This window comes from Microcystis sp. M44BS1 (assembly GCF_020244875.1).
Classification (GTDB): Bacteria; Cyanobacteriota; Cyanobacteriia; order Cyanobacteriales; family Microcystaceae; genus Microcystis; species Microcystis panniformis.
Map to the genome: position 1 here is coordinate 1 of NZ_JADBVM010000240.1, position 25125 is coordinate 25125.

Annotated in this window: 27 protein-coding genes; 14 read left to right on the plus strand and 13 right to left on the minus strand. The window is 41.2% G+C overall.

Annotated features, from left to right (window positions below):
• Positions 1-211: 211 nt before the first annotated feature.
• From IM515_RS18740 to IM515_RS18765, 6 genes are all read right to left on the minus strand, one after another.
• A complete protein-coding gene (locus IM515_RS18740) occupies positions 212-1108 on the minus strand; it encodes an AEC family transporter (protein WP_287630365.1) in 897 nt (298 codons plus the stop codon).
• 49 nt (positions 1109-1157) lie between these two features.
• Entirely contained in the window at positions 1158-1733 is a 576-nt protein-coding gene (locus IM515_RS18745; RefSeq protein WP_287630363.1) for a Uma2 family endonuclease, read from the minus strand.
• A 4-nt stretch (positions 1734-1737) separates the two neighbouring features.
• A complete protein-coding gene (locus IM515_RS18750; protein ID WP_287630362.1) occupies positions 1738-1908 on the minus strand; it encodes a hypothetical protein in 171 nt (56 codons plus the stop codon).
• On the minus strand, positions 1895-2203 hold the full coding sequence (locus tag IM515_RS18755) for a nucleotidyltransferase family protein (protein ID WP_024970637.1): 309 nt from the start codon (positions 2201-2203) through the stop codon (positions 1895-1897). Before IM515_RS18755 ends, IM515_RS18750 begins: the two co-directional genes overlap by 14 nt.
• A 46-nt stretch (positions 2204-2249) precedes the next feature.
• A complete protein-coding gene (locus tag IM515_RS18760) occupies positions 2250-3110 on the minus strand; it encodes a formylglycine-generating enzyme family protein (RefSeq protein ID WP_287630361.1) in 861 nt (286 codons plus the stop codon).
• 206 nt (positions 3111-3316) lie between these two features.
• Positions 3317-5743 (minus strand): dynamin family protein, encoded by a 2427-nt coding sequence (locus IM515_RS18765; RefSeq protein WP_287630360.1) that lies wholly within the window; start codon positions 5741-5743, stop codon positions 3317-3319.
• A gap of 221 nt (positions 5744-5964) precedes the next feature.
• Between IM515_RS18765 and IM515_RS18770 the strand changes: the two genes are divergently transcribed.
• A complete protein-coding gene (locus IM515_RS18770) occupies positions 5965-7605 on the plus strand; it encodes a phospholipase D-like domain-containing protein (protein ID WP_287630359.1) in 1641 nt (546 codons plus the stop codon).
• A gap of 338 nt (positions 7606-7943) precedes the next feature.
• On the opposite strand, the gene IM515_RS18775 is transcribed toward IM515_RS18770, so the two are convergent.
• From IM515_RS18775 to IM515_RS18785, 3 genes are all read right to left on the minus strand, one after another.
• Positions 7944-8255, minus strand: coding sequence for an MgPME-cyclase complex family protein (locus IM515_RS18775; RefSeq protein WP_002789077.1), 312 nt, complete (start codon positions 8253-8255; stop codon positions 7944-7946).
• 67 nt (positions 8256-8322) lie between these two features.
• Positions 8323-9045, minus strand: coding sequence for a pyridoxine 5'-phosphate synthase (locus tag IM515_RS18780; RefSeq protein ID WP_216628782.1), 723 nt, complete (start codon positions 9043-9045; stop codon positions 8323-8325).
• 59 nt (positions 9046-9104) lie between these two features.
• Positions 9105-9449: a YbaB/EbfC family nucleoid-associated protein gene (locus tag IM515_RS18785; protein WP_287630358.1), complete on the minus strand. Its 345-nt coding sequence runs from the start codon at positions 9447-9449 to the stop codon at positions 9105-9107.
• A gap of 449 nt (positions 9450-9898) precedes the next feature.
• Here IM515_RS18785 and IM515_RS18790 point away from each other — a divergent pair, with 449 nt between their 5' ends.
• Positions 9899-11095: a DUF4377 domain-containing protein gene (locus tag IM515_RS18790; protein WP_287630356.1), complete on the plus strand. Its 1197-nt coding sequence runs from the start codon at positions 9899-9901 to the stop codon at positions 11093-11095.
• A 249-nt stretch (positions 11096-11344) separates the two neighbouring features.
• On the opposite strand, the gene IM515_RS18795 is transcribed toward IM515_RS18790, so the two are convergent.
• Positions 11345-12166, minus strand: a complete 822-nt coding sequence (locus tag IM515_RS18795; protein WP_287630355.1) for a slr1353 family protein — start codon at positions 12164-12166, stop codon at positions 11345-11347.
• A 422-nt stretch (positions 12167-12588) separates the two neighbouring features.
• Between IM515_RS18795 and IM515_RS18800 the strand changes: the two genes are divergently transcribed.
• From IM515_RS18800 to IM515_RS18820, 5 genes are all read left to right on the plus strand, one after another.
• Positions 12589-14841, plus strand: a complete 2253-nt coding sequence (locus tag IM515_RS18800) for a ribonuclease R family protein (protein WP_002771855.1) — start codon at positions 12589-12591, stop codon at positions 14839-14841.
• 2 nt (positions 14842-14843) lie between these two features.
• A complete protein-coding gene (locus IM515_RS18805) occupies positions 14844-15626 on the plus strand; it encodes a DUF3153 domain-containing protein (RefSeq protein WP_287630354.1) in 783 nt (260 codons plus the stop codon).
• Positions 15627-15896: 270 nt separating this feature from the next.
• Positions 15897-16943 carry a class 1 fructose-bisphosphatase gene (gene fbp, locus IM515_RS18810; RefSeq protein WP_287630353.1) on the plus strand — a complete coding sequence of 349 codons (1047 nt, stop codon included), beginning with the start codon at positions 15897-15899 and terminating at the stop codon, positions 16941-16943.
• A 251-nt stretch (positions 16944-17194) separates the two neighbouring features.
• Complete coding sequence (locus IM515_RS18815; RefSeq protein ID WP_287630352.1) at positions 17195-18565, plus strand: AAA family ATPase; 1371 nt, start codon at positions 17195-17197, stop codon at positions 18563-18565.
• Positions 18566-18582: 17 nt separating this feature from the next.
• On the plus strand, positions 18583-19227 hold the full coding sequence (locus IM515_RS18820; RefSeq protein ID WP_287630351.1) for an HNH endonuclease family protein: 645 nt from the start codon (positions 18583-18585) through the stop codon (positions 19225-19227).
• 665 nt (positions 19228-19892) lie between these two features.
• Here the strand turns inward: IM515_RS18820 and IM515_RS18825 are convergent.
• The 3 genes from IM515_RS18825 to IM515_RS18835 form a co-directional block, all read right to left on the minus strand.
• Positions 19893-20279, minus strand: a complete 387-nt coding sequence (locus IM515_RS18825) for a type II toxin-antitoxin system VapC family toxin (RefSeq protein WP_012265532.1) — start codon at positions 20277-20279, stop codon at positions 19893-19895.
• A 5-nt stretch (positions 20280-20284) separates the two neighbouring features.
• Entirely contained in the window at positions 20285-20509 is a 225-nt protein-coding gene (locus tag IM515_RS18830) for a DUF2281 domain-containing protein (RefSeq protein WP_287630350.1), read from the minus strand.
• Between the two features lie 335 nt (positions 20510-20844).
• Positions 20845-21066: a hypothetical protein gene (locus IM515_RS18835; RefSeq protein WP_287630349.1), complete on the minus strand. Its 222-nt coding sequence runs from the start codon at positions 21064-21066 to the stop codon at positions 20845-20847.
• Between the two features lie 24 nt (positions 21067-21090).
• On the opposite strand from IM515_RS18835, the gene IM515_RS18840 reads away from it, so the two are divergent.
• From IM515_RS18840 to IM515_RS18870, 7 genes are read left to right on the plus strand one after another with little or no spacing between them, the layout of a single operon-like run.
• Positions 21091-21438 carry an NADH-quinone oxidoreductase subunit K gene (locus tag IM515_RS18840; RefSeq protein ID WP_002796737.1) on the plus strand — a complete coding sequence of 116 codons (348 nt, stop codon included), beginning with the start codon at positions 21091-21093 and terminating at the stop codon, positions 21436-21438.
• A complete protein-coding gene (locus tag IM515_RS18845; protein WP_287630348.1) occupies positions 21435-22871 on the plus strand; it encodes a cation:proton antiporter in 1437 nt (478 codons plus the stop codon). The genes IM515_RS18840 and IM515_RS18845 overlap by 4 nt, the downstream gene beginning before the upstream one ends.
• Complete coding sequence (locus IM515_RS18850; RefSeq protein WP_193959127.1) at positions 22868-23251, plus strand: Na+/H+ antiporter subunit E; 384 nt, start codon at positions 22868-22870, stop codon at positions 23249-23251. The genes IM515_RS18845 and IM515_RS18850 overlap by 4 nt, the downstream gene beginning before the upstream one ends.
• Entirely contained in the window at positions 23248-23499 is a 252-nt protein-coding gene (locus IM515_RS18855) for a hypothetical protein (RefSeq protein WP_002739224.1), read from the plus strand. The genes IM515_RS18850 and IM515_RS18855 overlap by 4 nt, the downstream gene beginning before the upstream one ends.
• Positions 23496-23765 (plus strand): monovalent cation/H(+) antiporter subunit G, encoded by a 270-nt coding sequence (locus IM515_RS18860; RefSeq protein ID WP_002771875.1) that lies wholly within the window; start codon positions 23496-23498, stop codon positions 23763-23765. Before IM515_RS18855 ends, IM515_RS18860 begins: the two co-directional genes overlap by 4 nt.
• An 8-nt stretch (positions 23766-23773) precedes the next feature.
• A complete protein-coding gene (locus IM515_RS18865; RefSeq protein WP_002771877.1) occupies positions 23774-24316 on the plus strand; it encodes a DUF4040 domain-containing protein in 543 nt (180 codons plus the stop codon).
• Positions 24316-24978 (plus strand): Na(+)/H(+) antiporter subunit B, encoded by a 663-nt coding sequence (locus IM515_RS18870; protein ID WP_002738825.1) that lies wholly within the window; start codon positions 24316-24318, stop codon positions 24976-24978. Before IM515_RS18865 ends, IM515_RS18870 begins: the two co-directional genes overlap by 1 nt.
• Positions 24979-25125: the final 147 nt, after the last annotated feature.

Genomic DNA, 25125 nt, shown 5'->3' on the forward strand with positions numbered 1-25125 from the left:
GAATTATGAATTATGAATTATGAATTATGAAGTGGGGTGTTGGGGGAGTGGGGTTTTAGGGTTTTAGGGTTTTAGTGGAAATTACTCTATCTCCCCATTACCCTATTCCCCCATTTCCCTATCCTCTTCTAACTGATAACTGCTCACTGATAACTGATAACTGATAACTGACTCCTAACCCCACCAACAAAATTTTTGCTGCAAATCCTACTTATAAATAGACTTTTAATAACCAAAGAAAGAAAGGAATAGTCAGAAAACTAGCAAGGGTAGTGACCACAACTGTGCGGGCCATTAAAGTGGCCGAACCACCGAATTCTGTGACTAAAATGACAGTATTAACGGCGGTGGGCATGGCACTCTGTAGGATGAGAATTTTTAGATCCATACCAGTTAATCCTAAACTATTGCCGATCGCAAATGCCAAAAGAGGAGCGACTAAAAGACGCAAACAGGCCCCTAATAATTCTAATTTACCGATCGCTAATTTTTGCTGAGATAATTGAATACCTAGGATAATTAAAGCCAAAGGAATTGCCGCTTGTCCTAGATAGCTAATACTTTTATCTAATTGCAGGGGAAGATGAAAAGAGAAAGTTTGAAAGCTAATGCCGATAAAAATTGACCAGATTAAGGGCAATTGAAAAACTAGGCGAAATCCTGAGAGAAAGCTTTTTCCTTGCAAATAAGCGGGACTAATACCAAATAACAGAATGCTAGAACCAATCATATAGATTATCGCTCTTTCCAGTCCAGCCGCACCCAGAGCAAAACTAGCCACAGGTAAACCCATATTACCGTTATTGGGCATCACAGCGGCAGCCATGAGGCTTTTGCGGGTATCAGCATCGAGACTGAGACAAGAGGCGATAATTTCGACGACAATCGCCATTACCAGTGAAATAAGAGCAAAGCCTAGGAGAATTAAACCGATATTGCTGCCGGATAAAGTGGTGCGATAGAGTCCATCAATCACCAAAGCGGGAGCAAGAATATACACCGTGATTTGGGAAAGGGAATGCACTTCAACAGTGAGAATTTTTCCTGCTATCACACCGATGAGGATGATAAAACCCACTGGAATAATAGCGGAGAGGATGACAAGCATTAATCAGGTAAAAAGTAAATAGTACATAGAAAAAAACTGATCTGATTTTTTAACGGATTTCTGTTATGTCTTCATATAAAGATTCGATCGCACAGTGAAAATCGATACTAGCTAGATAAATATCTGCTCCTTTGCTGTAGGGATAAAGAACCCAAAATCCTTCATCATTGCGACGAAAACAATCTACACTGATGCGTTCTTGACTGATAAGAACGTATTCTTCTAAAGTTTCAAGGGAACGATAGTCGGCAAATTTATCGCCCCAGTCAAAGGCAGCAGTAGTGGGGGATAATACTTCTACAACCAAGCGCGGATAACGGATAAAATCTTCCGAGAAAGACCGATTATCTCGCGAGTCGCAAGTAACTACAAGATCGGGATAAAAATAACTATTAGCTATTTCTAGACGAACTTTCATAGCTCTGGCATAGACAAGACAACCACTACCCCGCAGCCGGTTTTTTAAAAGCGTGGCTAAGTTGATAATAATCATACCGTGGGCTTTACTTGCACCGTCCATGGCGTAGGTTTGACCGCGAATGTATTCGTGTTTATCCTTGGCTATTCTCTCCGTTGCTAAATAATCTTCCGGGGAAAGATAGTTATAGTCAAAGTTAGTAATCATTTGGTTAAATCACTTTTATTGTCTCTAAAATCAATTCTAACTCTCGATCGAGGAGCGGTACATTTTCAAAAATTGTCTGACAAACACCTGCAAATTTTGCTGGTTGATTGGCAAATTGTTGAGCTAATTGACCGGCTCGGACAATATCTAGTAAAAAAGCCTTATCCCGCCACATAAATCACTTGCGCTGTCTCTAAAATCTCTCGTTGACGAATCCAATTATGACTCTGCTCGATCGATTTTTTCGTTAGCAAATCAACTTTCCGTCCCAATAAATTCTCTAATTCCCGTTTCATCCTCGAAAACTCCAGAAGTCCCCAAGAAACACTATCTTGGAAACTGACCAGTATATCAATGTCGCTGTCTGGACGAAAATCTTCCCGCAAAACCGATCCGAATAAACACATTTCAGATATCTGCCATTTCTGACAAAATTCGCTGATTATTTGCTGGGGTAGTTCTATTTTCAATTTTTTCACCTCCCTGTCACCAGTAATCAGCGATCGGTTTTCAGATTTAAGGGGAATTATCGCTAACGACACGAAAACCAATATCATAGAGTCCAGCAGTAGCCATAAATTTGACTCGGTAGGCCGAGCGACATTTGTTCGGGCCATCATTCCAGGAACCGCCGCGTAAAACTCGTCTGTCCCTATCTTCTATTGTGGCTGCTTCGTAGTTATCGCGCCAGTAATCTGCACACCATTCCCTGACATTTCCGTGCAAATCGTAGAGTCCGAAAGGGTTAGCGACGGCAAACATTCCCACCGGTGTGGTTTCCCTGCGATCGCATCCTAGGGAACCTTCCCCATAACGACCAGAACTGCACACTTTCCCGCCATAATCCCAGTCCACCCCGGAATAGTTGGCTAAATCCGTGGAAATTGTCGGGCCAAAGTGGAAGGGGGTTGATGTACCTCCCCGACAAGCGTATTCCCATTCTTTTTCTGCGGGTAAACGATAATTCAGTCCTGTGAGACGGGATAGGCGATCGCAAAATTCCACCGCTTCCCACCAGTTAATTTGTTCTACGGGGCGATCGTAACCTTCAAAATGGGCCGGATAGGGATTAAGTTCAATATTTACCGGTTCTAATTTTGCCACCTCGCGCCATTGTCGTTGGGTAATTGGGTAGCGACTCAGACAAAAAGCCTGAATATTAACCAGAGATTGGGGACTTTGACTCAATTTCCAGCCTAACTCACTTTTGGGCGCACCGATGAGGTATTGACCGCTAGGGATAGAAATCATTTCTAAAAAGGTTTTTTTGCTTAAAAAATATTTATAACCTCGATTAGTGACTTTTTCCCGTTTAATTTCCTCACCTTTGCCATTAACAGTGACCACCTCATCGGTAAAATCTAACCATTCTCCCATTCTGCACCCCTCTATCGGTTATCGGTTGATCGGGTTAAGCTGCGAGTCTAGAAAAATCTCGCAACCCACCAGTTACAAGAATAACAAGACTTCGATCGCTTATCCCCCGATGAGTTTTAATTTTAATTAATTTTTTGCTTTGACAGCAAATCGGTTTTTAACAGATGGATTGTTTCCCCTCACTTCTCACCTTCCCACTCCCCATATTAATCGCTGGAGTAATTAACAGCTTCCGGGACAATCTCTAATTCTTGTTCACCAATTACAGGTAAATGATTTTTCTGTAAACCCATAGCAGTTAAACAAGTATTAAGAGAGTTTATCGCTTGGTTATAATCCTCAATTTTTTGGTGAATTTCTTCCTGTTTGCGGGCATTATTCGCAATTTTTTCCGCTGCTTCCTGTTCTAAAGTTTGTTCTAGATAAGAACGAGCTTGATTGAACTGTTGTAGAATAGTATCCGCTTGTTTTTTTGCCATTGGTATCAATTGATTTTTCAGAGTATTATTAACAGTTTGGCGGAAATTTTTATGAATTGTCGCTGATACTTTTGGCTCAAAATCTAACTTAAGTAATTGACGGATAGCAGGTTCGGCAGCAAGAATACTTTCACAGTCATAACCTTGGGCAGTTTGTTGCACAGTTTGCCGAAATTGAAAGATCGAAAAAGTGCCTTCGTTGTAAAAATTATGATTTTCTCGTACATAGCGATCGCACTCAGTTTTTGCTTCGGAAATCAAGGCATGAATTAACTGCAATTCTAGCTGTTTTAGCTGATTTTCTATGCCACCATTGTTACCCAATAAACGATATACTTGCCGATAATAATCACCTTGCCTTACCGCATCTAAAAGACGCTGACAAAAGCGACTAATTAAACTGGTTGACTCCTCAATTAACACATCTTCTAGCTGGTTAGACAGATAATAAAAAGCTTCCACTAATACTGCTAATAAAGGTGCTGTAGCATTGCGAGGATGAGTTAAAGTCGCTTGCGAGTAAGCATTTTTAACAGAAAAAGTATTTAATAACTCATCCAATCTTGATACCATTCTCGCTTTCAGTTTCTTAAAGTCTTCCTCAAAGTTTTCATCGCTATTAACCACGACAGCATTGACATAACCATCGATATGTTTAGTTAATTTCTCTCCCACTTCCTTTAACTCTTGATTGAGGTGATTTAACTCCAGAGCTTTCATCGCCTCAATTTCTCGTGGTTGACTTTCTAAATCACTATAAATCCCTTGATAATAATTTTTGAGAGTAATGCAGAGAGATTGTAAATCATCGGCTAAATTAGCAAACAATTGCGGACGCTTTTCCTCCGTGAGATAACGAGTAATTGCCGTGCGAAATTCTTCGATACCGCTATCAGCAATTAACTGCTCTAGTAAAGGAGTTCCCCACTCGCTTAAAACTCGGAAGTAATTTTTATTAGGAGTTTCATAACCGTGGATGGAAACTTTAAAGGGAGTTGCCAGTAATTTACCGGAGTTGGCACAATAGTTATTAAACTCGCTGACAAATTGCGGTGTTTCTTCTTCTCCTCCTAAATTTTTAACACTTTCGGTAAAGATAGAATCTAAACCATAACGCTGATTAATATTGGTTTGATTTTTCACCTGATACCCATAAAACCCTAAAAGTCCGCTGGTTTTGTAAATGCGGGAAGTATCACGAAATTGCGTTTGAATTAGGTTTTCTAAACGCTGTTTTAGTTGGGCTGAGTACCAGGTTTCATCGATGCGGTTAAAAACATAAAAAACTCGATCACGAATACCAGCATTAGAGCGAATTTTTTCGAGTAATTCCGTTTCTTCTGTGGCTAATTCTCCCGCAGAAGCAGCCTTTAAAACACAAACCACTGCCGAAGTATCAGGATGCTCTATTTTACGATAGGCTAAGGCGGCATCTTTTTGGACTGGGGCATCAATACCGGGCAAATCTACCAAAACGTTACCATCTTTAAGGAGAGGATGATGACAGTAATATTCTAGACGTTTTAAGACGGCGCTATTGCTACCACGACGGGCAAAACTTGCCGCTTCTGCTAAATTAGAAAAGTGAAATTGTTCCATGGAATAGGTGGCATTATGCAGCGTATGGATCCGCTCACGATTTTGAGTAAATCCTTCAATTAATAATTTTAAACCCTGAGCTTGTTTAGCTCGCTCGGATTTGCCTTCTCCCCCTTCCTGTTCGATAATTTTTTGACAGTATTGGTTTAACTGACTACAGTATTCGGGGGAATTAATGTTACTGGGATTGGTTAATTGCAGATTTTGACAGACGGTATCGACTAAAGTACGAATTTCTACTTCGCTGAGAAAGGTTAAAACCACTCTTTCCTCATCAGCTTCTGCGTACTCAATATAACATTCCGTACCCGTTGCGTGTCCTTCGGCACTATACAGCAATTCTCGCTCTAAAAGTGCATTGATTAACATTGATTTCCCAGCACTAAAAGCACCGGCGAAAACGATTTCAAATTTGGGAGAAATGGCTTTTTGTAGGGCAATTTCTATCTTGCTGGTATCCTGTTGATTGCGGAGAGAGGATTCGCCTTTTAATAGTTCAATTATACTGTTAACATTACCAGCCAGATTACTGCATTGGGGTAAAAGTTCAGTCATGGTAAAACCCAAATCTAGAAGAACAGTGCTATTGTTCCCCAGATTATAACAAAATTCCCTAACTAGATGTCACATCTTTGGTCAGCGATTTAAGCAATCAAAGACAAAGCCATCGTCTTCAATCTAGAATCAGGATTGATTATAATCAATTTAGTACATACAGATTTCCGAGAACCTCCTTAGGTAAAAATTCCCTCCTGAATCCTAGGGTAATGATAATTATGTGGACAAAAATGGCAATAGATAAATTGAGATTAAAAAAAATTCGGCCTATGGGACAGTTGGGATTTTTGTTAGGAACAGTTTTTCTTTTGGGTGGCTGTCATTCTCTGAATGTTATCCAAAATCGTCCCCAACCCTTGCCCCAAGATCAATATATTCAAGTCTATTTTAATTATAATCAAGCCCAGGGTTCAAATTATACCGATCCCTATCGCCAAATTAATCGCCCGGGGGATAATTTAGAACAGGTTATTATTGATAATATCAACTCGGCCAAAAGTTCGATCGATCTAGCTGTGCAAGAGTTACGTTTACCCGCCATCGCTCAAGCTTTAGTTGCTCGTCAGCAGCAGGGAATTAAAGTTAGGGTTATCCTCGAAAATATTTACAATAAACCTATTCATACTTTAGCCAAAAACCAAGAACAATCAAGCGATCGAGAACAGGAACGTTATCAAAACCTTTTTGATTTAGTTGACATAAATCGAGATGGTAAATTAAGTCCAGAGGAAATCGCCCAAAGAGATGCAATTACTATCCTCAAAAAAGCGGGTATTCCCCTAATTGATGATAGTGCAGATCGCTCAAAAGGTAGCGGTTTAATGCACCATAAATTCATGGTTCTTGACAATCACACTACTTTAATCAGTTCAGCTAACTATACCTTAAGTGATATTCATGGAGACTTTTCTAATCCCAAAACTGTCGGGAATGCCAATCACTTATTAGTAATTACTAATCCCCCACTAGCTAGAGTTTTTCAAAGAGAATTTAATCTGATGTGGGGAAGGGAAGATAGTCCTAAATTTGGCTTAGATAAACCCCAGAGAAAACCACAAACAATTACTATCGGTAATAGTAGTCTGACGGTCAAATTTTCCCCCGATTCTACCGCTTATCCCTGGGCAATTACTAGCAATGGTCTGATCGGTGAAACTTTAAATCAAGCTAAAAAATCCGTGAATTTAGCCCTGTTTGTCCTGACGGAACAGCCTTTAGCTAATATTCTCGCCCAACGACATCAAAAAGGGATAGAAATTAAAGCTTTAATTGATCCTAGTTTTGCCTTCCGATACTATAGCGAAGGATTAGATTTATTAGGAGTTGCTCTCAGTAATAAATGTCGTTATGAACCAGATAATCAGCCTTGGCAAAACCCAATTAATACCCTAGGAGTTCCCGATCTAGCCCGGGGAGATAAATTACACCATAAATTCGGTTTAATCGATGATAAAATTGTGATTACTGGTTCTCATAATTGGTCAGCAGCTGCTAACCACCAAAACGATGAAGCTTTAGTTATTATCGATAATCCCACCGTTGCCGCTCATTTCGATCGAGAATTTCAATATCTTTACCGTACCGCTAAATTAGGACTGCCGGAAACTCTTAAAAATCGGATCGAACGGGATAGAAAAAACTGCCCCCAATCTGTAACAATTAAAAGCGATCGCTTAATTAATTTAAACACTGCCACAAAAGAGGAACTAGATACTTTACCCGGTATCAGTGGCAAATTAGCCGAAAAAATTATCGCAGCCCGGCAAGAAAAACCCTTTACTTCCCTAGAAGATTTGGATCGAGTATCGGGAATCGGTAAGGGAAAAATTAACAAGCTCAAAGGCAAAGTTAGCTGGTGATGATTGCTTCGTCTGTATTTTTAGCCACAGACAAAAACTAGCAATTTTCCCTTGTTATACTAAATCCGGTTATTAAAAACTGATTATTTATGACCCCTTTTGCCTCTTGCATGAGCAGAAAACGGGTTTCTCCGAGAAACCCGTTTTCTGTGCGTTACTCAACGGATTTAATATTACGGCAAGCTAAGTAGGTAGGTGTTAAAATCGTCAGCCCCCCTTATTAAGGGGGTTCCCCCCGCCTATCGGCACCCCCCTTATCAAGGGGGGCAGGGGGGATCGAACCCAAAATGTATCTTCTATTTAATTATAACCACTTATTTACCACAGACAAAAAAGGGTTATTTTAACGGATCGGAAATAGTATCGGAAGGAGCCTCAAACTGTCCAGTAATAACGTATTCTAGACGCAATTTCAGCCAAGTAATAAACTGTTGGTTGAGAGAAACAATTGCCGCTGCTGGTTGGGGAGTTTTCTTTTTGATATCGGCAAAAGCGGGAGTATCTAAAAAAGCTGGATTGGCAATTAACCAAAAATCAATTTCTTGACCTTTTTCTTGATAATTCCTGATTCTTTCCTTCAAAACTTCCTTTTCGATCGCTTCTTCTTCTAAAAACTTTTGACTGGCTACCAAATAATAATAAGTTGTCATCATCTTTCCTTTAATTTTTCACTGTAATTGTTCCCTAGTCGGGAGATTAGCTGATAGCTGATAGCCTTTACAATTGCCCACGCATAGCCAATTTCATTTCCCTAACAGCCCGTTCCAACCCGACTAAAACCGCACGACTGATAATTGTGTGACCAATGTTCAATTCTTCCATATTGGGCAAACAGGCGACGGCATAAACATTCCAATAGGTCAAACCGTGACCGGCATTCACCCGCAAACCGAGAGAGGAAGCGTATTCACAACCTTCTTTAAGAATTGTTAATTGTGCTTGACGATCGCTCTCCTGTTGTGCTTCGGCGTATTGACCGGTGTGGAGTTCAATAAATTTCGCCCCCGTATTAGCGGCCGCTTGAATTTGGGCAAAATCGGCATCAATAAACCAACTAACGGGAATATTAGCCGATTGCAGGCGCTCGACAACCTGACAAAAACGGTCAAAATTGCCCAGTATATCGATCCCCCCTTCCGTGGTCACTTCCTCGCGCTTTTCGGGGACAAGGGTGACATAATCGGGTTTAATATCGAGAGCAATGGCGATCATTTCCTCCGTCGGGGCCATTTCCAGATTTAGATGAGTCCGCACCGTTTGCCGGAGAATCCGCACATCGCGATCCTGGATATGACGACGATCCTCGCGTAAGTGAACGGTAATGCCATCAGCACCGCCGATTTCAGCCAAAACCGCCGCCGCCACGGGATCTGGTTCCACGGTACGGCGAGCTTGGCGAATTGTGGCCACATGGTCGATATTGACACCCAAAGTCAGCAAAGTTGAACCTCCTTGTTTGTTAGTCCAACTTTCCATCTTACCATTGCGGTCAAAAGCGATTACATACTGGGGATATTTAAACCACTGGTCAGTTCTTCCATTTTGGCGCGCATGGTTTCCGTGGAGGCACTATAGGCGACTTTCATGGCTTCTAGAATAGACTCGGCCACAATCTCCAGATCTTGGGAGAGGAGAGAAGGGTCGATTTCAATACCCCGGGGTTCTTGGTTGCCACTGAGATAGACTGTCACGAAGCCATTTTCACTCTGGCCGGAAATTTCCATATTTTCCAGTTCTTCTTGCAGAACTTTGGCCCCTTGTTGCACCTGTTGCGCTTTTTGGAAAGCGTCTTGTAATTCTTTAATCTTACCGAGACCGAATCCGAATCCTTGTCCTTGTGCCATGGTGTTTTTTTTGTTTAAGGGGTCATTCAAGGTTTTTATTGTACTGCTTAAGGTGAACCGGGTCAACTTTTTGCCCTCACAGGGCAAAAAGTGATTAATAGACCTCCTGCAAAAGTAAGTTATCGAGGAGCTATCGGGTCAAAATATCTAAAAGCTCCGATAAGTTGGACATAATCTCAGGTTTTATGGATAGGATAGTTGTCTATTGTCTTTTTTCTCCTCCTGTCTCGGAGTCTCCTGTCTCCTTACCTAAGGTCAGATTTTTGATTTTTGCAGGAGAGCTAATGACAACGATGACTTTCTGACTAAGTTAAGGTTTGCGGGAACTTGTTCTCTCTTAATCCGTCACGGGATGGTCAGAAAGAGAAATCCGCAAAATTATCCCAACCACTGAGTCGATTACCTCACGCCATAATACAATTGTTGCTTTGACGAGGAGAATAGCAATTTTGAACGCCAAAAAAACGGGAATTTTCTTGACAATTGCCCTAAGTTGTGCTTTAGCAGCGAAAGCGGCGATCGCTAATACTTCCCCTTTGGAGGGGACTCGATGGAAACTAAGGGGGTGGACAGCCGGAAGTTTGGTGAAAGAAACGGAAATTACTGCCGCTTTCCAGAAAAATATCCTCAGTGGTTCGGCCGGATGCAACCAGTATAATACTGGCTATCAAGTCAATAATGACACGCTTCAGATCAATCAAGCGATCGCTACTACGAAAAAAGCTTGTCCGGAACCGCAGATGAAACAAGAAAATCAATATCTGACCGCCTTGCAAGGAGTGGAACAATTCCAAGTGACGGCTAAAGGCGATTTACAGTTATTTTATCGTACTCCCGAAGGTTTAGGAATACTCACTTTTACCCCCGCACCGACCACCACGCGCACGGAAAAGACAATTTATATCAATTCTAGGAAACAACCCTGTAGCCAAGGCCCAACCAAAGACTGTTTACAGATACGAGAAAAACCAGAGGAAAACTGGAGATTGTTCGCCAATAGTATCGAGGGATTTGATTATAAACCAGGATTTTTCTATCAAATTAAAGTTAGCATTGAAACCGTCTCCAATCCAGCTAATAATCAAAGTTCGGAAACATGGAAGCTATTAGAAGTTATTAGCCAAACCCCAGAAAAAGAGACTCCGCGAGCTTGGTTTGATCGACAGTTAACTAATTGGAATAAAGCCAAGGCACCTATACCCAAATCTCCCGTTAAAACCGTGATCGATAACCAGTGTCGTGAACAGGTTCGTCCGGCAATTACTGCCAATGATCAAGCGCTTAATAAAGCAGGATGGTTACTGTACGGATCCGTGCAAACCTATGGGAAAACTAGCGTTATTTCGGCCATGAGTGGAGTGGATGGAATGTGCCGACCAATGGGTTATCAAGACTTTGTTTTTGTCGATGGTAAATTCGCTGGCACTCTTTCCCCGCGACCGATGGATTCCCGCACTGATGGTGCATCTCAGAGAATTGTTTTACAAAATAGCGATCGAATTATTGTGGTTTTTAATCGCTATAAAGATACGGATCCTCTCTGTTGTCCTTCCCAATTAAGTCGCGTTGTTTATCAAATTGAAACAGTCAGCGGAGTGCCAGTTGTTGTTCCCAAAGAAGCAGAAACAGAAGCAGTGAGAAACTAATTCAGTTATCAGTTATCAGCTATCAGTTATCAGTTATCAGTGAGATAGGGAAAAAAAGACTGGCAGCTAATAGCTTCTTTATTATATCTCCCGCAAAAGTGAGTTTTTAATCGCATTTTCCAGAAAAAGATCGCTTTTCTAGCAGTAGAAAATAATCTATTTCTTTCTGCTTCTCCTGACTCGGAGAATACTGGCTCGGAGACTTCTCACTTAACGGAAGATTTTTAATTTATGCAGCAGGTTTAGTGATTAGGCACTGATACTAGATAAGTAGTTATAGAATTCTAATAACTCCTCATTAGTTAGCAGTAAACGGGACTTTTTGCCATAGGTAGAAATCAGGTATTCCCGACCTTTTTCTGTGGTCCAAGCTAATCGTTTCATCTCCACATCAATTTTAGTTTTAAGCACTGAATAATCGATTTCTTCGGGAATAACAACAACTGGTTCCGGTGCCGGGGGTTCTTCTTCAGTTAAACTCGCTTCTTCTGGCAATTCTGATAATAAGGAGTAATTATCGGGTTCCATTTCTAATAATAAAGGCTCTGGTTCCGGTAAAGGAATATCCTTAACTTGGGGTAATTCCGGTTCAATTTTAGCCGGGGGAATATCCTTAACTTGGGGTAATTCCGGTTCAATTTTAGCCGGGGGAATATCCTTAACTTGAGGTAATTCCGGTTCAATTTTAGCCGGGGGAATATCCTTAACTTGGGGTAATTCCGGTTCAATTTTAGCTTCAGGACGAGGTATTTCGGTGACTTTAGCCGTTTTAGTCGATTTTTTGGCACTAGGGACGGTTTTAGGTAAATCGGACGGTAGAGAAATATTATTGGGGCTGATTTTTTCCACAAGCTGGAGATCGGGGGTGTTTTCAGCCTCTAAAAGCAGTAAAGCTCGTTCTCTGGCTCTATCTTCGGCGATTTCCACCGTATCTGCCGCAGCTAAACCTGTAACGACCGTTTTTCCCTCAATTTCGATGATCGCTCTCACAATATACTTGCCGTGATCGATTTGAACTAACTCGCTAATCAGGGCAACTTGGGGGTAACGTTGGCGTAACTTTTGCAACATGGTGACTTTTTCGAGTTCTTTTGTACTTATAATAAAATACTCTATCGTAATTATGGAAAAATGTAGCAAGTTCTTGCTAGGATCAAAGATTAGATAAAATTTTCAGTTCTAGGATTAGCCTTGCCCATGGTAACAAGATTCTACTAGGCTGAAGCTTCTGCCAGCAAGAAGAGCGATCGCCAAAAAGTTTGCCAGTGTTCGCTATTGGCTTATCCTAAGGAAGGATTCGATAATTCTCAAGGTAGGTTCGGGTGTTCGATGCTTGCTTAGTTTACCTTCACTGTCACCTACAGCGATCGCAATTAGCCCGATAGAGATAATCTCTCGAGTCAATGGTTTAAATCAATCCTCTCATTATATAAGTATTTAAACTTAATTGTCCACCATTCCGTCAGTGTCTTGTAAGTAAGGATTATTGTTAGATGGACTTCTCGATCGCCACACTCCTCTCTCATCTTAGTGATGATAAATTAGCTACGGGTAAACTTCTCGAAAAAAAATTAGGCTGCGAAGACGATCCCGAAAGCTGCGAAAAATTGCAAGTGATTCTCGATGCTTTGGAACGTCTGGGAATGGTTGTCAAAGAACGGGGGCGCTATCGTCGTGTGATCGAGGAAAATATCGTAGAAGCAAAGCTGCGCTGTTCCAGTAAAGAATTTTGCTTTGCTATCCAAGATATCGAAGATGCTGATGACATCTACGTCTCGAAAAATCATCTCAGTAACGCTTGGAATGGCGATCGAGTTTTAGTCAAAATCATCCGCGAGGGAACCCGTCGTCGTTCCCCAGAAGGAGAGGTGAGATTAATTCTCGAACGAGCTAATCCTTCGCTTCTAGCGCAAGTAAAACAGGAAAATGAGCAGTTTGTGGCGGTTCCCCTCGATGATCGCCTGAAATTTACGCTTAATCTCCTCGAAAATGGTCAAAATCTCCAAGAAAATATCGATCACCTCGTTCATGTTTCCGTCCTCCGTTATCCCCTAGGGGAAATGCCTCCCATCGGTAAAGTTACTCGCATTCTCGGTTCCACGGCCGAGGCCGCTGCCGACACAGATATCGTCTCCTGTAAACACGATCTACCCCATAATTTTCCGCCAGAAGCCCTTGAAATTGCCGATAATTTAGCAGATTTCTTCGATAGTGGCGAAAAAGAACAACTGCGAGATTTAACTCCACTCTTCACCTTTACCATCGAAGATGACACCCCCCTGGATTATCCCCCAATCATTGAAAATGCCTTTTCTTTAGAGAAAATCAACCAAAATCGCTGGCAAGTCGCCATTCATATCAGCGATGTCACCCGTTACATCGAACGGGGCGGATTATTGGATAAAGTTGCCAAAAAACGGGGAACAGCCGTCTATTTAGGCGAAAAAGTGCTGCCATTAGTCCCGGCTGCCCTTGCCAGTCGTTGTTCCCTGTCACCCCAAGAACAGCGCCCCGCTATTTCTATCCTCGTCACCCTCGATGATAAGGGGGAGCTAGTGGAGTACGAAATCACCCGCAGCCTCATCCAAGTGGATCAACATTTTACCTATCAACAGGTGCGCGATCTGCTCAGTGAAGAAGATAGCGAAGCTGCCCCCACCGATACCGTTGAAACCCTGAAAGATTTATTTTTCAGCGTTTGCCCCACCCTAAAATCCCAACGTCTGCAGCGGGGTAGTTTTGATATTCAATTAGACAAAATCTCTCCCTACAAAGATGAAGGACGGGGGGGGACTGTTCTCGCTTCTAATAATTTACCAGCCCGTTCTTTACTGACAGAAGTGGCGATTTTAGCCGGCAAAGTTGTCGCTGAACATTTACAGGCCTTAAAATTGCCCTGTATCTACTGTGGACAATCGGAACCGGATTGGGATGAATTGGAGGATTTACTCAAATTAGCCAATAATTTAGGGGCAGAATTAAATTTAACTGCCGAGGAGGAGATTAAACCCAATGACTATCAAAATCTCACCCGCACTTTTTCCGCTTCTTCATCGGTGAAAGTCCTCAATTATCTCCTGCAAGAAACTCTCAAATTAGTTAGATATAGCAGCCATCCTCTGCCCCATTTTGGTTTGGCCTATCCTAGCAATTATACCCACTGTCTCTCCCCCCTACAAAGATATGCCGATCTTTGGGTACAACGGGTGTTAAAACTTCTATTAACTGAGGGGAAAGATCGCCGCAGCAAAATCGTCAAAGTCGGGGTTAATTTGGGCAGTAATAGCTGTCATGGACAGATTCATTGGAATATTCTCCCAAGTCAAATTCAGGAGGAGTTAGAAGAAGAAAGCCATCTAATTGTTTCCCATCTCAATGATCGCTCAAAAATTGCTGAAGATGCCGAAAAAGACCTAGAAGGATTGAAAAAAGCCGAGAAAATGAAAGAAAAAATGGGTCAAGTTTTTCGCGGCTTAATTACCGGTGTACAATCCTATGGTTTCTTCGTGGAAATTTCCGATTTATTAGTGGAAGGGTTGGTCCATGTTTCTTCTCTCAAGGATGATTGGTACGAATATCGCGCCCGTCATAGCTGTTTGGTAGGACGAAAAAATCGCGTTGCCTATCGTCTCGGTGATGAGGTAGAAGTGGAGGTAAAAGATGTAGACTATTATCGTCAGCAAATCGATCTAGTTACGGTTAGCGGTGGCAGTTCAGCAAGTTATGACGACTTAGAAGAAGATTAATTATGAATCAACCAACCACCGAAAAAATCGGGAAAACCCGCTTTATTCTGCCCTTTTTATGCGGTATTTTTCTCTTTTTAACTGGCTGTGTCCGTTACGATGTAGGCATTAATTTTCCCCACCAACACCACGGGGAAATTATTCAACATATCACCCTCGGACAACGTTTAACCAGTCTCAGTCAAACCGAAGCCACTAAATGGTTAAATAGTATCGAACAGAGGGCAAAATTACTTAAGGGGAAAACCGCTCATATTTCCGAACGAGAAATCATTGTCACTATTCCCTTTAGTAATAGTCAGGAATTAGAGGAAAAATTCAATCAGTTTTTTGATCCTAGTTCTTCCTTTAAAATCACAAATTCCCCTAATACCGATGATATAAAGTTACTGCAACTAGATTCAAAACTGGCAGTTACAGAACAAGATTGGTTCTTTTTGAGCCAGAAAAACTTAAAATTAACCGTTGATTTGCGGGCTTTGGGTGTACTTTCCGAACAGGGAAATATTATCATTAGCCCCGGTTCCTTAGTCGATATCGACTTCGCTTTAAATACTCCCTTAGCTGGTCAAAATATTGAAGATGACTCAGGATTAAATCCCTCGGTAGAACAAGTTGATAATCAGTTAATTTGGCATTTAAAACCGGGAGAAATTAACACCATTGCGGCGGCTTTTTGGGTTCCTAACTATTTAGGTATCGGCACAATAATTATTGTTTTAATAACAGTTTTTGCCTATTACTTGAAATATAAACGCTTGCCCGGTGTATCCCCATCGACTTAAATTGAGAGGGCAACTAAGTAGTTAGTGTTAAAAACTGTCAGACACCCCCCTTATCAAGGGGGGATTAAGGGGGTATCCATCTTCAATTTAATTATAAACAGCTACTTATTGACCAAAATTTAATGATCAATGGGGGAAAAATTAGCCAACTCTAAAACTGATCTAAAAATTGGCCAACAATAGGGAAAATTTTGGCTAGGATCAAATCATAGTCATAATTGAGACTAGACGAGTTTCCCTTTTTTTACTTTATTACTGGCAATTACAGTTATGGTTAGCAATATTCCCTTTTCTATCCCCGAATATAGCCTCGATCGAGATTGTACCACCCTCTCCCGTCACGTCCTGCAGCAACTACAAAGCTTTTCCCCCGACGCACAGGATTTAAGCGCAATTATGAGTCGGATTGCCCTAGCGGGGAAATTAATTGCCCGTCGTCTCAGTAAAGCGGGATTAATGGCGGATGTGCTAGGTTTTACTGGAGAAACCAACGTACAAGGGGAATCAGTCAAGAAAATGGACGTTTTTGCCAATGAAGTCTTTATCTCGGTTTTTAAGCAAAGTGGTTTAGTTTGCCGTCTTGCTTCCGAGGAAATGGATAAACCCTATTATATCCCAGAAAACTGTCCCATCGGTCGCTATACCCTACTCTACGACCCGATCGATGGTTCTTCCAATGTGGATATTAACCTAAATGTGGGTTCGATTTTTGCCATCCGTCAACAGGAAGACAATGATTTAGACGGAGAGGCGCGGGATTTACTGCAAAATGGTCGTAAACAAATCGCCGCTGGTTATATTCTCTACGGACCCTCGACTATTTTAGTTTACTCGATCGGTCGCGGTGTTCATGCCTTTGTCCTTGACCCCAGTTTAGGGGAATTTATCCTTGCCCAAGAGAATATTATTATCCCCGACCATGGCCCGATTTATAGTACAAATGAGGGCAATTTTTGGCAGTGGGATGAGGCGATTCGCGACTATACCCGTTATGTCCACCGTCATGATGGTTACACGGCCCGTTACAGTGGGGCATTAGTGGGAGATATCCATCGAATTTTAATGCAGGGTGGTGTTTTTCTTTATCCGGGTACTGTTAAAAATCCCCAGGGAAAATTGCGCTTAATTTATGAAACTGCACCCCTTGCTTTTTTAATTGAACAGGCAGGAGGTAAAGCTAGTGATGGGGTGACAAATCTTTTAGATATCGTTCCCGATAAATTACACACCCGCACACCTTTAGTGATCGGTAGTATCGAAGATGTTAAATTAGTAGAGTCTTTTATCGCTGATCGCCGTCATCGCGATGGAGTTTAACTTATAGTTTTATTTAGAGATTAAGTAAGTAGTTATAATTAAATTGAAGATAGATTTTGCCTCTGATCCCCCCTGCCCCCCTTGATAAGGGGGGTGCCGATCCCCCCTGCCCCCCCTTGATAAGGGGGGATCTGAGAACTTTTAACACCTACCTACTTAGGAAGCCAGATCTTTTCACTATTTCCTAACTGTTTTACGGTTTTATATCTAGTCTATCAGCAGTCAGCATATCCCTCGCCACTCTCACCGATATGGAAATTCAACGGGTCATCTTAAATAACATCGGGCTATTTGAAAAGCTGGAAATTTCCTTGGCACCTACAGAGCAAAACCCAAGCAACATTACTGTTTTTGTTGGTAATAACGGGGCTGGTAAAACTGCTATACTAAAAGCATTAGCAACTTCTCTTAGTTGGTTTACTGCTCGTTTACTTACAGAAAAAGGGAGTGGTAATCCTATTTCTGAAGATGCCATATTTAATACTGCTAATGCTGGCAGCATTGAAATCGAAGTCTGGGATCCCTCCAAATCATTAAACAATCCCGATCAAAGCGAGATTGACCATTATTTCAGATGGATTCTTGCAAAAAATAGAAAAGGACGTAAAGCCCAATATAATAGCAACCTTAATGACTGTACGCGCTTGGCCAATCGTTATCGTGATGCCCTCACCCATGATGACAAAACTAGCCTACCTCTAATTGCGTTTTATCCTGTCGAGCGTGTCGTATTCGATATTCCACTAAAAATTAGGACTAAGCATACCTTTTTGCAATTGGACGGTTATGATAACTCCTTAAGTCAGGGCGTTGACTTTCGTCGCTTTTTTGAATGGTTCCGAGAACGGGAAGATACCGAAAATGAATCAGGAATTCCTGAAGACGTTCTAAACCAACTAAGACCACTAGCTGAAACCAATCAAGACTTATGGCAATTGTTAAACGAACGCAATGCCTCAGCTAAAGATCGGCAATTAACAGCAGTTCGCACCGCCATTAGCCGATTTATGCCCCATCTGGATAACCTTAGAGTCCGTCGTAAACCTCGTCTCTACATGGCAGTGGACAAAAATGGTGAAACCCTCAACCTAGCCCAACTTTCACAAGGCGAAAAATCCCTAATGGCTCTTGTGGGTGATATTGCCCGCCGTCTAGCCATGCTGAACCCTGCCTTAGAAAATCCTTTAGCAGGTGATGGTATCGTTTTGATTGATGAAGTCGATTTGCATCTACATCCCTCTTGGCAACGTTGCCTCTGCGATCGCCTGACCGAAACTTTCCCAAATTGTCAGTTTGTGCTGACAACCCATTCACCTCTAGTGATCAGTGATTGTAAAAATGTTTTGATCTACACTTTAGCTAATGGCGAATTGCGACAGTTGCCCTCTCAATATGGGCAAGATGCTAATACTGTCTTATTAGATGTCATGAATACCAGCATTCGTAATGAGAAAATTGAGACTGAATTGAACGATCTGTTAGATGCCATACAAGATTCAAAGCTAACCGAGGCTCAAAAATTGCTGGCAGAATTAAGTGAGGAACTACCTGCCAATCATCTCGAATTGGTCAAAGCCAAACTACTGCTCCGTAAACAAGAATTGCGTCATGGGAACCATTAGTAAAGGGGCTGAACCTTATGCGAACCATTAGTAAAGGGGCTGAACCTTGTTGTTTAACAGCTTGGAAGAGGAAGAACCCTCATGGGGCATACGATGATTTAGATAAAACAGAAGAAGGGAAAGTCGTTCGGGCAAAGATTCGAGACTATGCTCTTAATGAGCAGTTTTATCTTTGTGCCTATTGCTGCCAGCAAATCGAAGAAATTAATGCTTGCCATAATGAGCATTTAGAAGCTCAAAAGCTAAATCCTAAACGTACGCTCGACTTTTCAAATATTGTTGCTAGTTGTAATACCCCCAATCAATGCGGTGATGCACATAAATCTCAACACCTACCCCTAACTCCCCTGATGACAGAATGTGAAACAGAACTGCGATTCAAAATTAGTGGACGGGTAGAAGGATTGAGCGATCGGGCAGTTGTCACGATTCGAGTTTTAAATTTGGGTGACGATGAAAAAAATAACCGTGCTTTGATCGAAAAACGGAAGCAGTTGTCTAATGCTTTATTATGGGCAAATGATATAAATCCAGATGACGGCTTAGAGGATGATGAAATATTAAATATATTAATCAGTGACCTATCACAACCTCAGCAAGATCAGATGGAACCTTTCACTCCAGTAGTAATTAATATCTTGAGAAGTTGGCTCCAGGCTTAAGAGCAACCCTCTTGATAAATCTGCTCTAAATTAAAACCTAAAACAGACAAATAACAACTCAAATGCAGCGGACGGTTAAAAGAAGTAAGGATTACCAGAATTCAAAAAAGCAATTTTAATAAAAAAAGCTTTTTTCTTTGTTGTATTCCAGGCTATTTAAGGGTTTAGACTGATTTAAGCTACTAATTTACTATAACCAGTCTAGGAGAGCCAGAAAAGTTAAGGGATGGGATTAAAAGAGTGATTGTAATTCTGGACTCTAATCAAAGAAAAATATCCCAGTCGTCGGGTTATTATTGCTACCAAAAATATCAAAGATTTCCAAAACATTACTGATTGCTCCCTCTGGCAAGATATACATTATTAAAGCGAAACCGCTTGCTTTTATTTTTTTCAATAATAATTATAGATCCAAAACAATCTATTTGCCACCCGAAAAACTCTTGATCAATTTGAACTCGATCGAGGATAATTAGAGAAAGTATCTTTGCTGGTGAAATTGAGCTTTACTTTGTCTAGGAAAAACCTGCCTTAGACAAAGTAAAGATCAGAAAATCCTACACCATGGATACTCTAACGGTCGTGCGGTGCGCCAAACCCAACGGTTAAGGTGTTACCCATTGGCTCATAATAAACGTTTACTTCTGCCATTTTTGTCTGATTAATTATAAGGTTGTAATGATTGGGTAGGAGCGAATTTTTTGGTCAACTGTAATAATGATTAAATCATTTTGGATTGCTTGACAAATTAGCAGTCTATCAAAGGGATCACGATGCAAGGGAGGTAATTTCATTAAATAGGCGATGCTTTCTTCATCAATCGTTAAACTCGCTATTTGATGGCGATCGCGTTGTTTGGGCAGATAAACTTCTGGTGATTCTGGCAAGGGAAGTTTACCTAATTGATATTTAATAATGGCTTCCCAGATGGAGGCTACACTTAAATATACGCTATTTTTAGCGTCTTTAATGGCATCACAAAAATCTTGTGAAAGTTGAGGATCTCCATTAAGAAACCAGAGAAAGATATGAGTATCGAGTAAAAGTCGCATGATTTTTATAAAGGGTTTTCAAAGTCCTGTAAGATTTCATCGGGTAAGGTATCGTCAAAGTCAGCAGGAACGGTAAATTCTCCTTGACAGAGGGCGTAGGGTCTAGGCGTTTTTGGCTCTTTTTGTTGATTCCTTCTGGCTTGGGTAAATAATAAAAAGTCAAGCAGTTCTTCAACAATTTCTTCGGAGATTTGAGATATTTCTTGGATCAGTCTTTCTCTAGTTGTCATTAGGTTTGCTCCTTTTAAGGTTGAATATTTAAGATTTGACGTTGTTGATTATTACGGCGATCGAGTTCTTGCTTAAGGGTTTCTTTTGTTATCGTTGGCATTCAATTTTTCTTGGCGGTCTAATTGCGGGAAATAGCTCTTATAACAGTATAGCTATTGGTTTGGTGGTTTTGGTCGTTTACATAGGGTTTTCTGAATAATGGTAAAACCCTTTTAAAATAAGGCTTTTGACCTGTTAAAATCCGATGTTAGTGCCAGACAATCGGATTGGGACTCTCAAAAACCTTTTGAAAAATCTGGGAACGAGACGCATTCATTCCTTTAAGTGTGTCAATCTATTCTAGGGCTACAGAATTGGCTCCTTTATAAGCTTGGTTAAAGGCTACAAACACAGTTGAAAAAACTGCGATTGCCACCTTCATACCAAACAAGCGAAACCGCTTGCTTTTATTTTTTTCAATAATAATTATAGATCCAAAACAATCTATTTGCCACCCGAAAAATTCTTGATCAATAGGACTCGATCGAGGATAATTAGAAAAAGTATTTTGACTCATAACCAAATCTAATCAAGAAGCCCAGTGACGATTCCCCTGCTAGAGTTGTTTGTATTCGCCACCGTTTTGTGCGGATTTTTAGGAACATTCCTGAAAAAAAACTTAATCATGAAGATTATCGCCATGGATGTCATGAGTACCGGCGTTATCGCCTACTATGTAGTGATTTCTTCCCGTGACGGTTTATTTACTCCCATCCTCGGTACAGTTAAACAGCAAAATTACGCCGATCCTGTACCCCAAGCAGTGATTTTAACAGCGATCGTCATCGGTTTTTCGATTCAGGCGTTAATGCTGGTGGGAGTGATGAAATTAGCCAAAGATAACCCCACCCTCGACAGCAGTGAGATAGAAAAAAATAACACACCATGAATACTTTAACGATCGCTTGGATAAGTTTACCCTTTTTGATCGGCTTTATCATCTATTTATTGCCGCGATTAGACAAATATCTGGCTCTCGCCGCCACTATTATCTCTCTCGCCTATTCTCTCCTTCTATTTAGCCAATCCTCCCCCATAACCCTTAACCTACTGGATAATTATGGCGTGAAACTGGTAGCCGATCAGTTAAGTGCCTATTTTATCCTCACCAATGCCCTGGTGACCATGGCGGTGATCTTTTATAACTGGGAAAGTAGCAAAACCGCCTTTTTTTACGCCCAAGCTATCATTCTCCACGGCAGCATTAATTCTGTCTTCGTCTGTGAAGATTTTATTAGCGTTTACGTTGCCCTAGAAGTAATTAGTATTGCCGCTTTTCTGGTGATTGCCTATCCTCGCAGCGATCGCTCTCTCTGGGTTGCCCTGCGTTATCTGTTTATCAGCAATGTGGCGATGTTATTTTACCTTATTGGCGCAGTTTTAGTCTATAAAGCCAATAATTCCTTTGCTTTTGCTGGTTTAAAGGGCGCACCTCCCGAAGCCTTGGCTTTAATCTTCATGGGATTATTAGTCAAAGGGGGAATCTTTGTCTCGGGATTATGGCTACCGATGACACACTCGGAATCGGAAACCTCCGTCTCGGCGCTGATGTCGGGGGTGGTGGTAAAAGCTGGCATTTTTCCCCTCCTGCGCTGTGCTTTAATCCTAGAGGATTTGGATGGACTAATTCGGCTTTTGGGGGTGCTAACGGCGATTTTTGGCGTATCCTACGCAGTGTTTGAAAAGGATAGCAAGCGGATGTTAGCCTTCCATACTATTTCCCAATTAGGTTTTATTTTAGCCGCCCCGGTAGTCAGTGGTTTTTATACCCTTACCCACGGTTTAGTTAAATCTTGCCTATTTCTGTTAGCGGGAGTTTTACCCAGTCGCAATTTTAAAGAATTACAGCAACAATCGATCCCTAATTCCCTCTGGATTGCCCTAGTGGTTGCTAGTTTTTCTATCTCTGGATTTCCCCTATTATCCGGTTTTGGGGCAAAAGCGTTAACGATGAAAAATTTAGTCCCCTGGCAAGAGATTATGATCAATCTTGTGGCGGTGGGGACGGCGATTTCCTTTGCTAAATTTATCTTTTTACCCCATGCGGGTGGCGAAAGTAAACAGAAGCTAACTATCGGTTTCTGGATAGCAATAATTCTACTCCTTGCCGCCCTATTTTTATCTAATGCTGTCTATGTTGAAGCTTATAATCTTCCCAATATTATCAAAGCTTTAGCCGTCATCGGTGCGGGGTGGTGGTTATATCTGGGAGTTTTCAAAAAGTTATCCCTAAAATTATCGCGGGCATGGGAACAATTTGATAATCTCGTCGGGATGATGAGTATAATGTTAGTTCTATTATTTTGGATGGTATTGGCATGATCGGACATATAATTCTGCGTTTAACTATGTGGTTTTTGCTCACCGCTAATTTTACCCCTGCTAATATTATGATCGGGGTGGCTATTGCTTTTCTTTTACCCCGTAATTTCGCCTCTAGCGAAACTTTAGGCGATTGGTTAAAGGTAATAATTAAAGTTTTTATGGCTATTCCCCAAGCTTATAAAGAAGCGTTTGAGATTATCTTTCGTCCCCACAAGGAAGAAGAAATTATTTTCGAGAGAATGTCGGGTAAACGTTCACCCAGATTAGCTTTTTGGGATATATTTCTCATTACTTTTACACCGAAAACTATCGTCACCGAATACAAGGAAAATGAGGGTTATGAAGTTCATGTAATTAAACGGAGTTCCCAGGGATGAATATTGTTCTCATTGCCATGATTGTCGCCCTATTAATTCCCCTTTATGAAGTGGCAAAAAATGATGACATCTGGCAAAAAATGGCCGCCTTTGCCAGTGCTTCCAGTAAATCATCGATTATTATTCTAGTGGTGTCAGTTCTGCGGGATGATTGGATGATTGGAGTGGTAGCAGTGATTATTCTCAGTGTCGGTAATGCCGGCTTTATGTTATTAGCACAAATTCTTAAACGACTGAACGAATCATGATTGACATTTTCAGTTATATCTGCATCACTATCGGAGTTTTTTTCTGGTTTTGGGGAACGGCGCATCTTTTAGACAAGCGCTCGGTATTATATAAATTACACGGTCTATCTGTCGCTGATACTTTGGGTTCCATGGCGATTATTTTCGGGCTACTTTTGAAAGTTCCCCACAATTGGCCTTTATTATTATTGGCAATAATTTCCCTAGCAATTTGGAACACCATGTTAGGCTACGTTTTAGCTTATACTTCTAGCGATCGAGAGTAAAATTAAAGATGAATGAAAGTTATCTCTATGTTATTGTTGCCCTCTTGCCTTTAACTGCGGCGATGGTGATGTTACAATCTAATCCCTACCAAGCTTTAGTAATTCGCGGGGTTTTAGGGGCAATAGCAGCCTTAGTTTATGCTTTATTAGGGGCGGCAGATGTATCTTTAACCGAAGCTTTGATGGGAACCATGTTAGCTGTAACTCTCTACGCAGTGGCGATTCGTTCCTCTTTAGTGATGCGTTTAGGAGTAATTGCCGAGGAAACCGATACAGTTTTAGAACAGTTAAAAACTCAACTACAAACGGTTTTAAGTAAACGTTTTATGCGTTTAGAATTAGTTGCCTATAGTGATAAACAAGCTTTGCAACAGGCACTTATGGATAAGGATGTTCATGCCGTCTGTATCCGTCAAGACAATCCAGAAACCATCCCCTACGAAACCACAATTAGATTACCCTATCTCTACGATATTTTTAAAAATGAATTAACGGCAGCAAACACGATTTTAACCTGTATTGAAACCCCAAAATTAGAGGAGAAACACTAATGAAATGGATTTATACTCTAGCCGCCATTGCCTTCGCTGTCAAAATGGTAATTATTCCCAATACTGCTTCCTCTATATCATCCTTAGAAATTGTTGAATCCCTAGTGCGCGACGGTGGTGTTCCTAATGCGGTTTCGGTGGTTATTTTTCGTAATCGTCTTTACGATACCATCTATGAAGTGGTTGTTTTTACTATTGCGATTATGGGGGCAAATTTTCTTTTAGCCACTGAAAAACCCGCCAGTAAAATCCATCAATTTACTGACCAACCTTCAATTATTTTAGCCCGTTTAGGGTCAACAATTGCCGCTTTAGTGGGCATTGAATTAGCTATCCGCGGCCATTTAAGTCCGGGGGGAGGTTTTGCCGCCGGAGTCGCCGGAGGTACGGCAATTGGTTTAATAGCAATTACCTCGTCTCCCGAATGGATGCAAGCAATTTATCGCCGTTGGCAAGCGGCAACATGGGAGAAAATTTCCGTCTTAGTTTTTATTGTTTTAGCCGCCATTACTCTCTCAGGATTTGAGTTACCCCACGGGGAATTAGGGGCGCTATTTAGTGGCGGCATTTTACCGATACTAAACATTTTAGTCGCCGTTAAAGTAGCTTTAGGTTCCTGGGCAGTAATCCTCGTTTTTATCCGCTATCGCGGTTTATTGTGAAGCGTAGATGGACAAATAGAAAAAAGAACGTAGGTTGGGTTGAAGCATGAAACCCAACGCCCGCTCATGTTACGCTACCGCTAACCCATCCTACAAATAATTGTGCCTCCCTACTTAATATCTATATTTATGGCTGTAGGTCAAAAC

Bases quoted from the DNA above. Each gene is read 5' to 3' on its own strand.
- IM515_RS18870 (WP_002738825.1), top strand. From the start codon at position 24,316: ATGAAATGGATTTATACTCTAGCCGCCATTGCCTTCGCTGTCAAAATG.
- IM515_RS18850 (WP_193959127.1), top strand. From the start codon at position 22,868: ATGATCGGACATATAATTCTGCGTTTAACTATGTGGTTTTTGCTCACC.
- IM515_RS18820 (WP_287630351.1), top strand. From the start codon at position 18,583: ATGCGAACCATTAGTAAAGGGGCTGAACCTTGTTGTTTAACAGCTTGG.
- IM515_RS18830 (WP_287630350.1), bottom strand. From the start codon at position 20,509: ATGACAACTAGAGAAAGACTGATCCAAGAAATATCTCAAATCTCCGAA.
- IM515_RS18770 (WP_287630359.1), top strand. From the start codon at position 5,965: ATGTGGACAAAAATGGCAATAGATAAATTGAGATTAAAAAAAATTCGG.
- IM515_RS18765 (WP_287630360.1), bottom strand. From the start codon at position 5,743: ATGACTGAACTTTTACCCCAATGCAGTAATCTGGCTGGTAATGTTAAC.
- IM515_RS18795 (WP_287630355.1), bottom strand. From the start codon at position 12,166: ATGTTGCAAAAGTTACGCCAACGTTACCCCCAAGTTGCCCTGATTAGC.
- IM515_RS18805 (WP_287630354.1), top strand. From the start codon at position 14,844: ATGAATCAACCAACCACCGAAAAAATCGGGAAAACCCGCTTTATTCTG.
- IM515_RS18745 (WP_287630363.1), bottom strand. From the start codon at position 1,733: ATGATTACTAACTTTGACTATAACTATCTTTCCCCGGAAGATTATTTA.
- IM515_RS18775 (WP_002789077.1), bottom strand. From the start codon at position 8,255: ATGACAACTTATTATTATTTGGTAGCCAGTCAAAAGTTTTTAGAAGAA.
- IM515_RS18860 (WP_002771875.1), top strand. From the start codon at position 23,496: ATGATTGACATTTTCAGTTATATCTGCATCACTATCGGAGTTTTTTTC.
- IM515_RS18760 (WP_287630361.1), bottom strand. From the start codon at position 3,110: ATGGGAGAATGGTTAGATTTTACCGATGAGGTGGTCACTGTTAATGGC.
- IM515_RS18825 (WP_012265532.1), bottom strand. From the start codon at position 20,279: ATGCGACTTTTACTCGATACTCATATCTTTCTCTGGTTTCTTAATGGA.
- fbp (WP_287630353.1), top strand. From the start codon at position 15,897: ATGGTTAGCAATATTCCCTTTTCTATCCCCGAATATAGCCTCGATCGA.
- IM515_RS18815 (WP_287630352.1), top strand. From the start codon at position 17,195: ATGGAAATTCAACGGGTCATCTTAAATAACATCGGGCTATTTGAAAAG.
- IM515_RS18750 (WP_287630362.1), bottom strand. From the start codon at position 1,908: ATGTGGCGGGATAAGGCTTTTTTACTAGATATTGTCCGAGCCGGTCAA.
- IM515_RS18785 (WP_287630358.1), bottom strand. From the start codon at position 9,449: ATGGCACAAGGACAAGGATTCGGATTCGGTCTCGGTAAGATTAAAGAA.
- IM515_RS18800 (WP_002771855.1), top strand. From the start codon at position 12,589: ATGGACTTCTCGATCGCCACACTCCTCTCTCATCTTAGTGATGATAAA.
- IM515_RS18740 (WP_287630365.1), bottom strand. From the start codon at position 1,108: ATGCTTGTCATCCTCTCCGCTATTATTCCAGTGGGTTTTATCATCCTC.
- IM515_RS18845 (WP_287630348.1), top strand. From the start codon at position 21,435: ATGAATACTTTAACGATCGCTTGGATAAGTTTACCCTTTTTGATCGGC.
- IM515_RS18855 (WP_002739224.1), top strand. From the start codon at position 23,248: ATGAATATTGTTCTCATTGCCATGATTGTCGCCCTATTAATTCCCCTT.
- IM515_RS18865 (WP_002771877.1), top strand. From the start codon at position 23,774: ATGAATGAAAGTTATCTCTATGTTATTGTTGCCCTCTTGCCTTTAACT.
- IM515_RS18835 (WP_287630349.1), bottom strand. From the start codon at position 21,066: ATGAGTCAAAATACTTTTTCTAATTATCCTCGATCGAGTCCTATTGAT.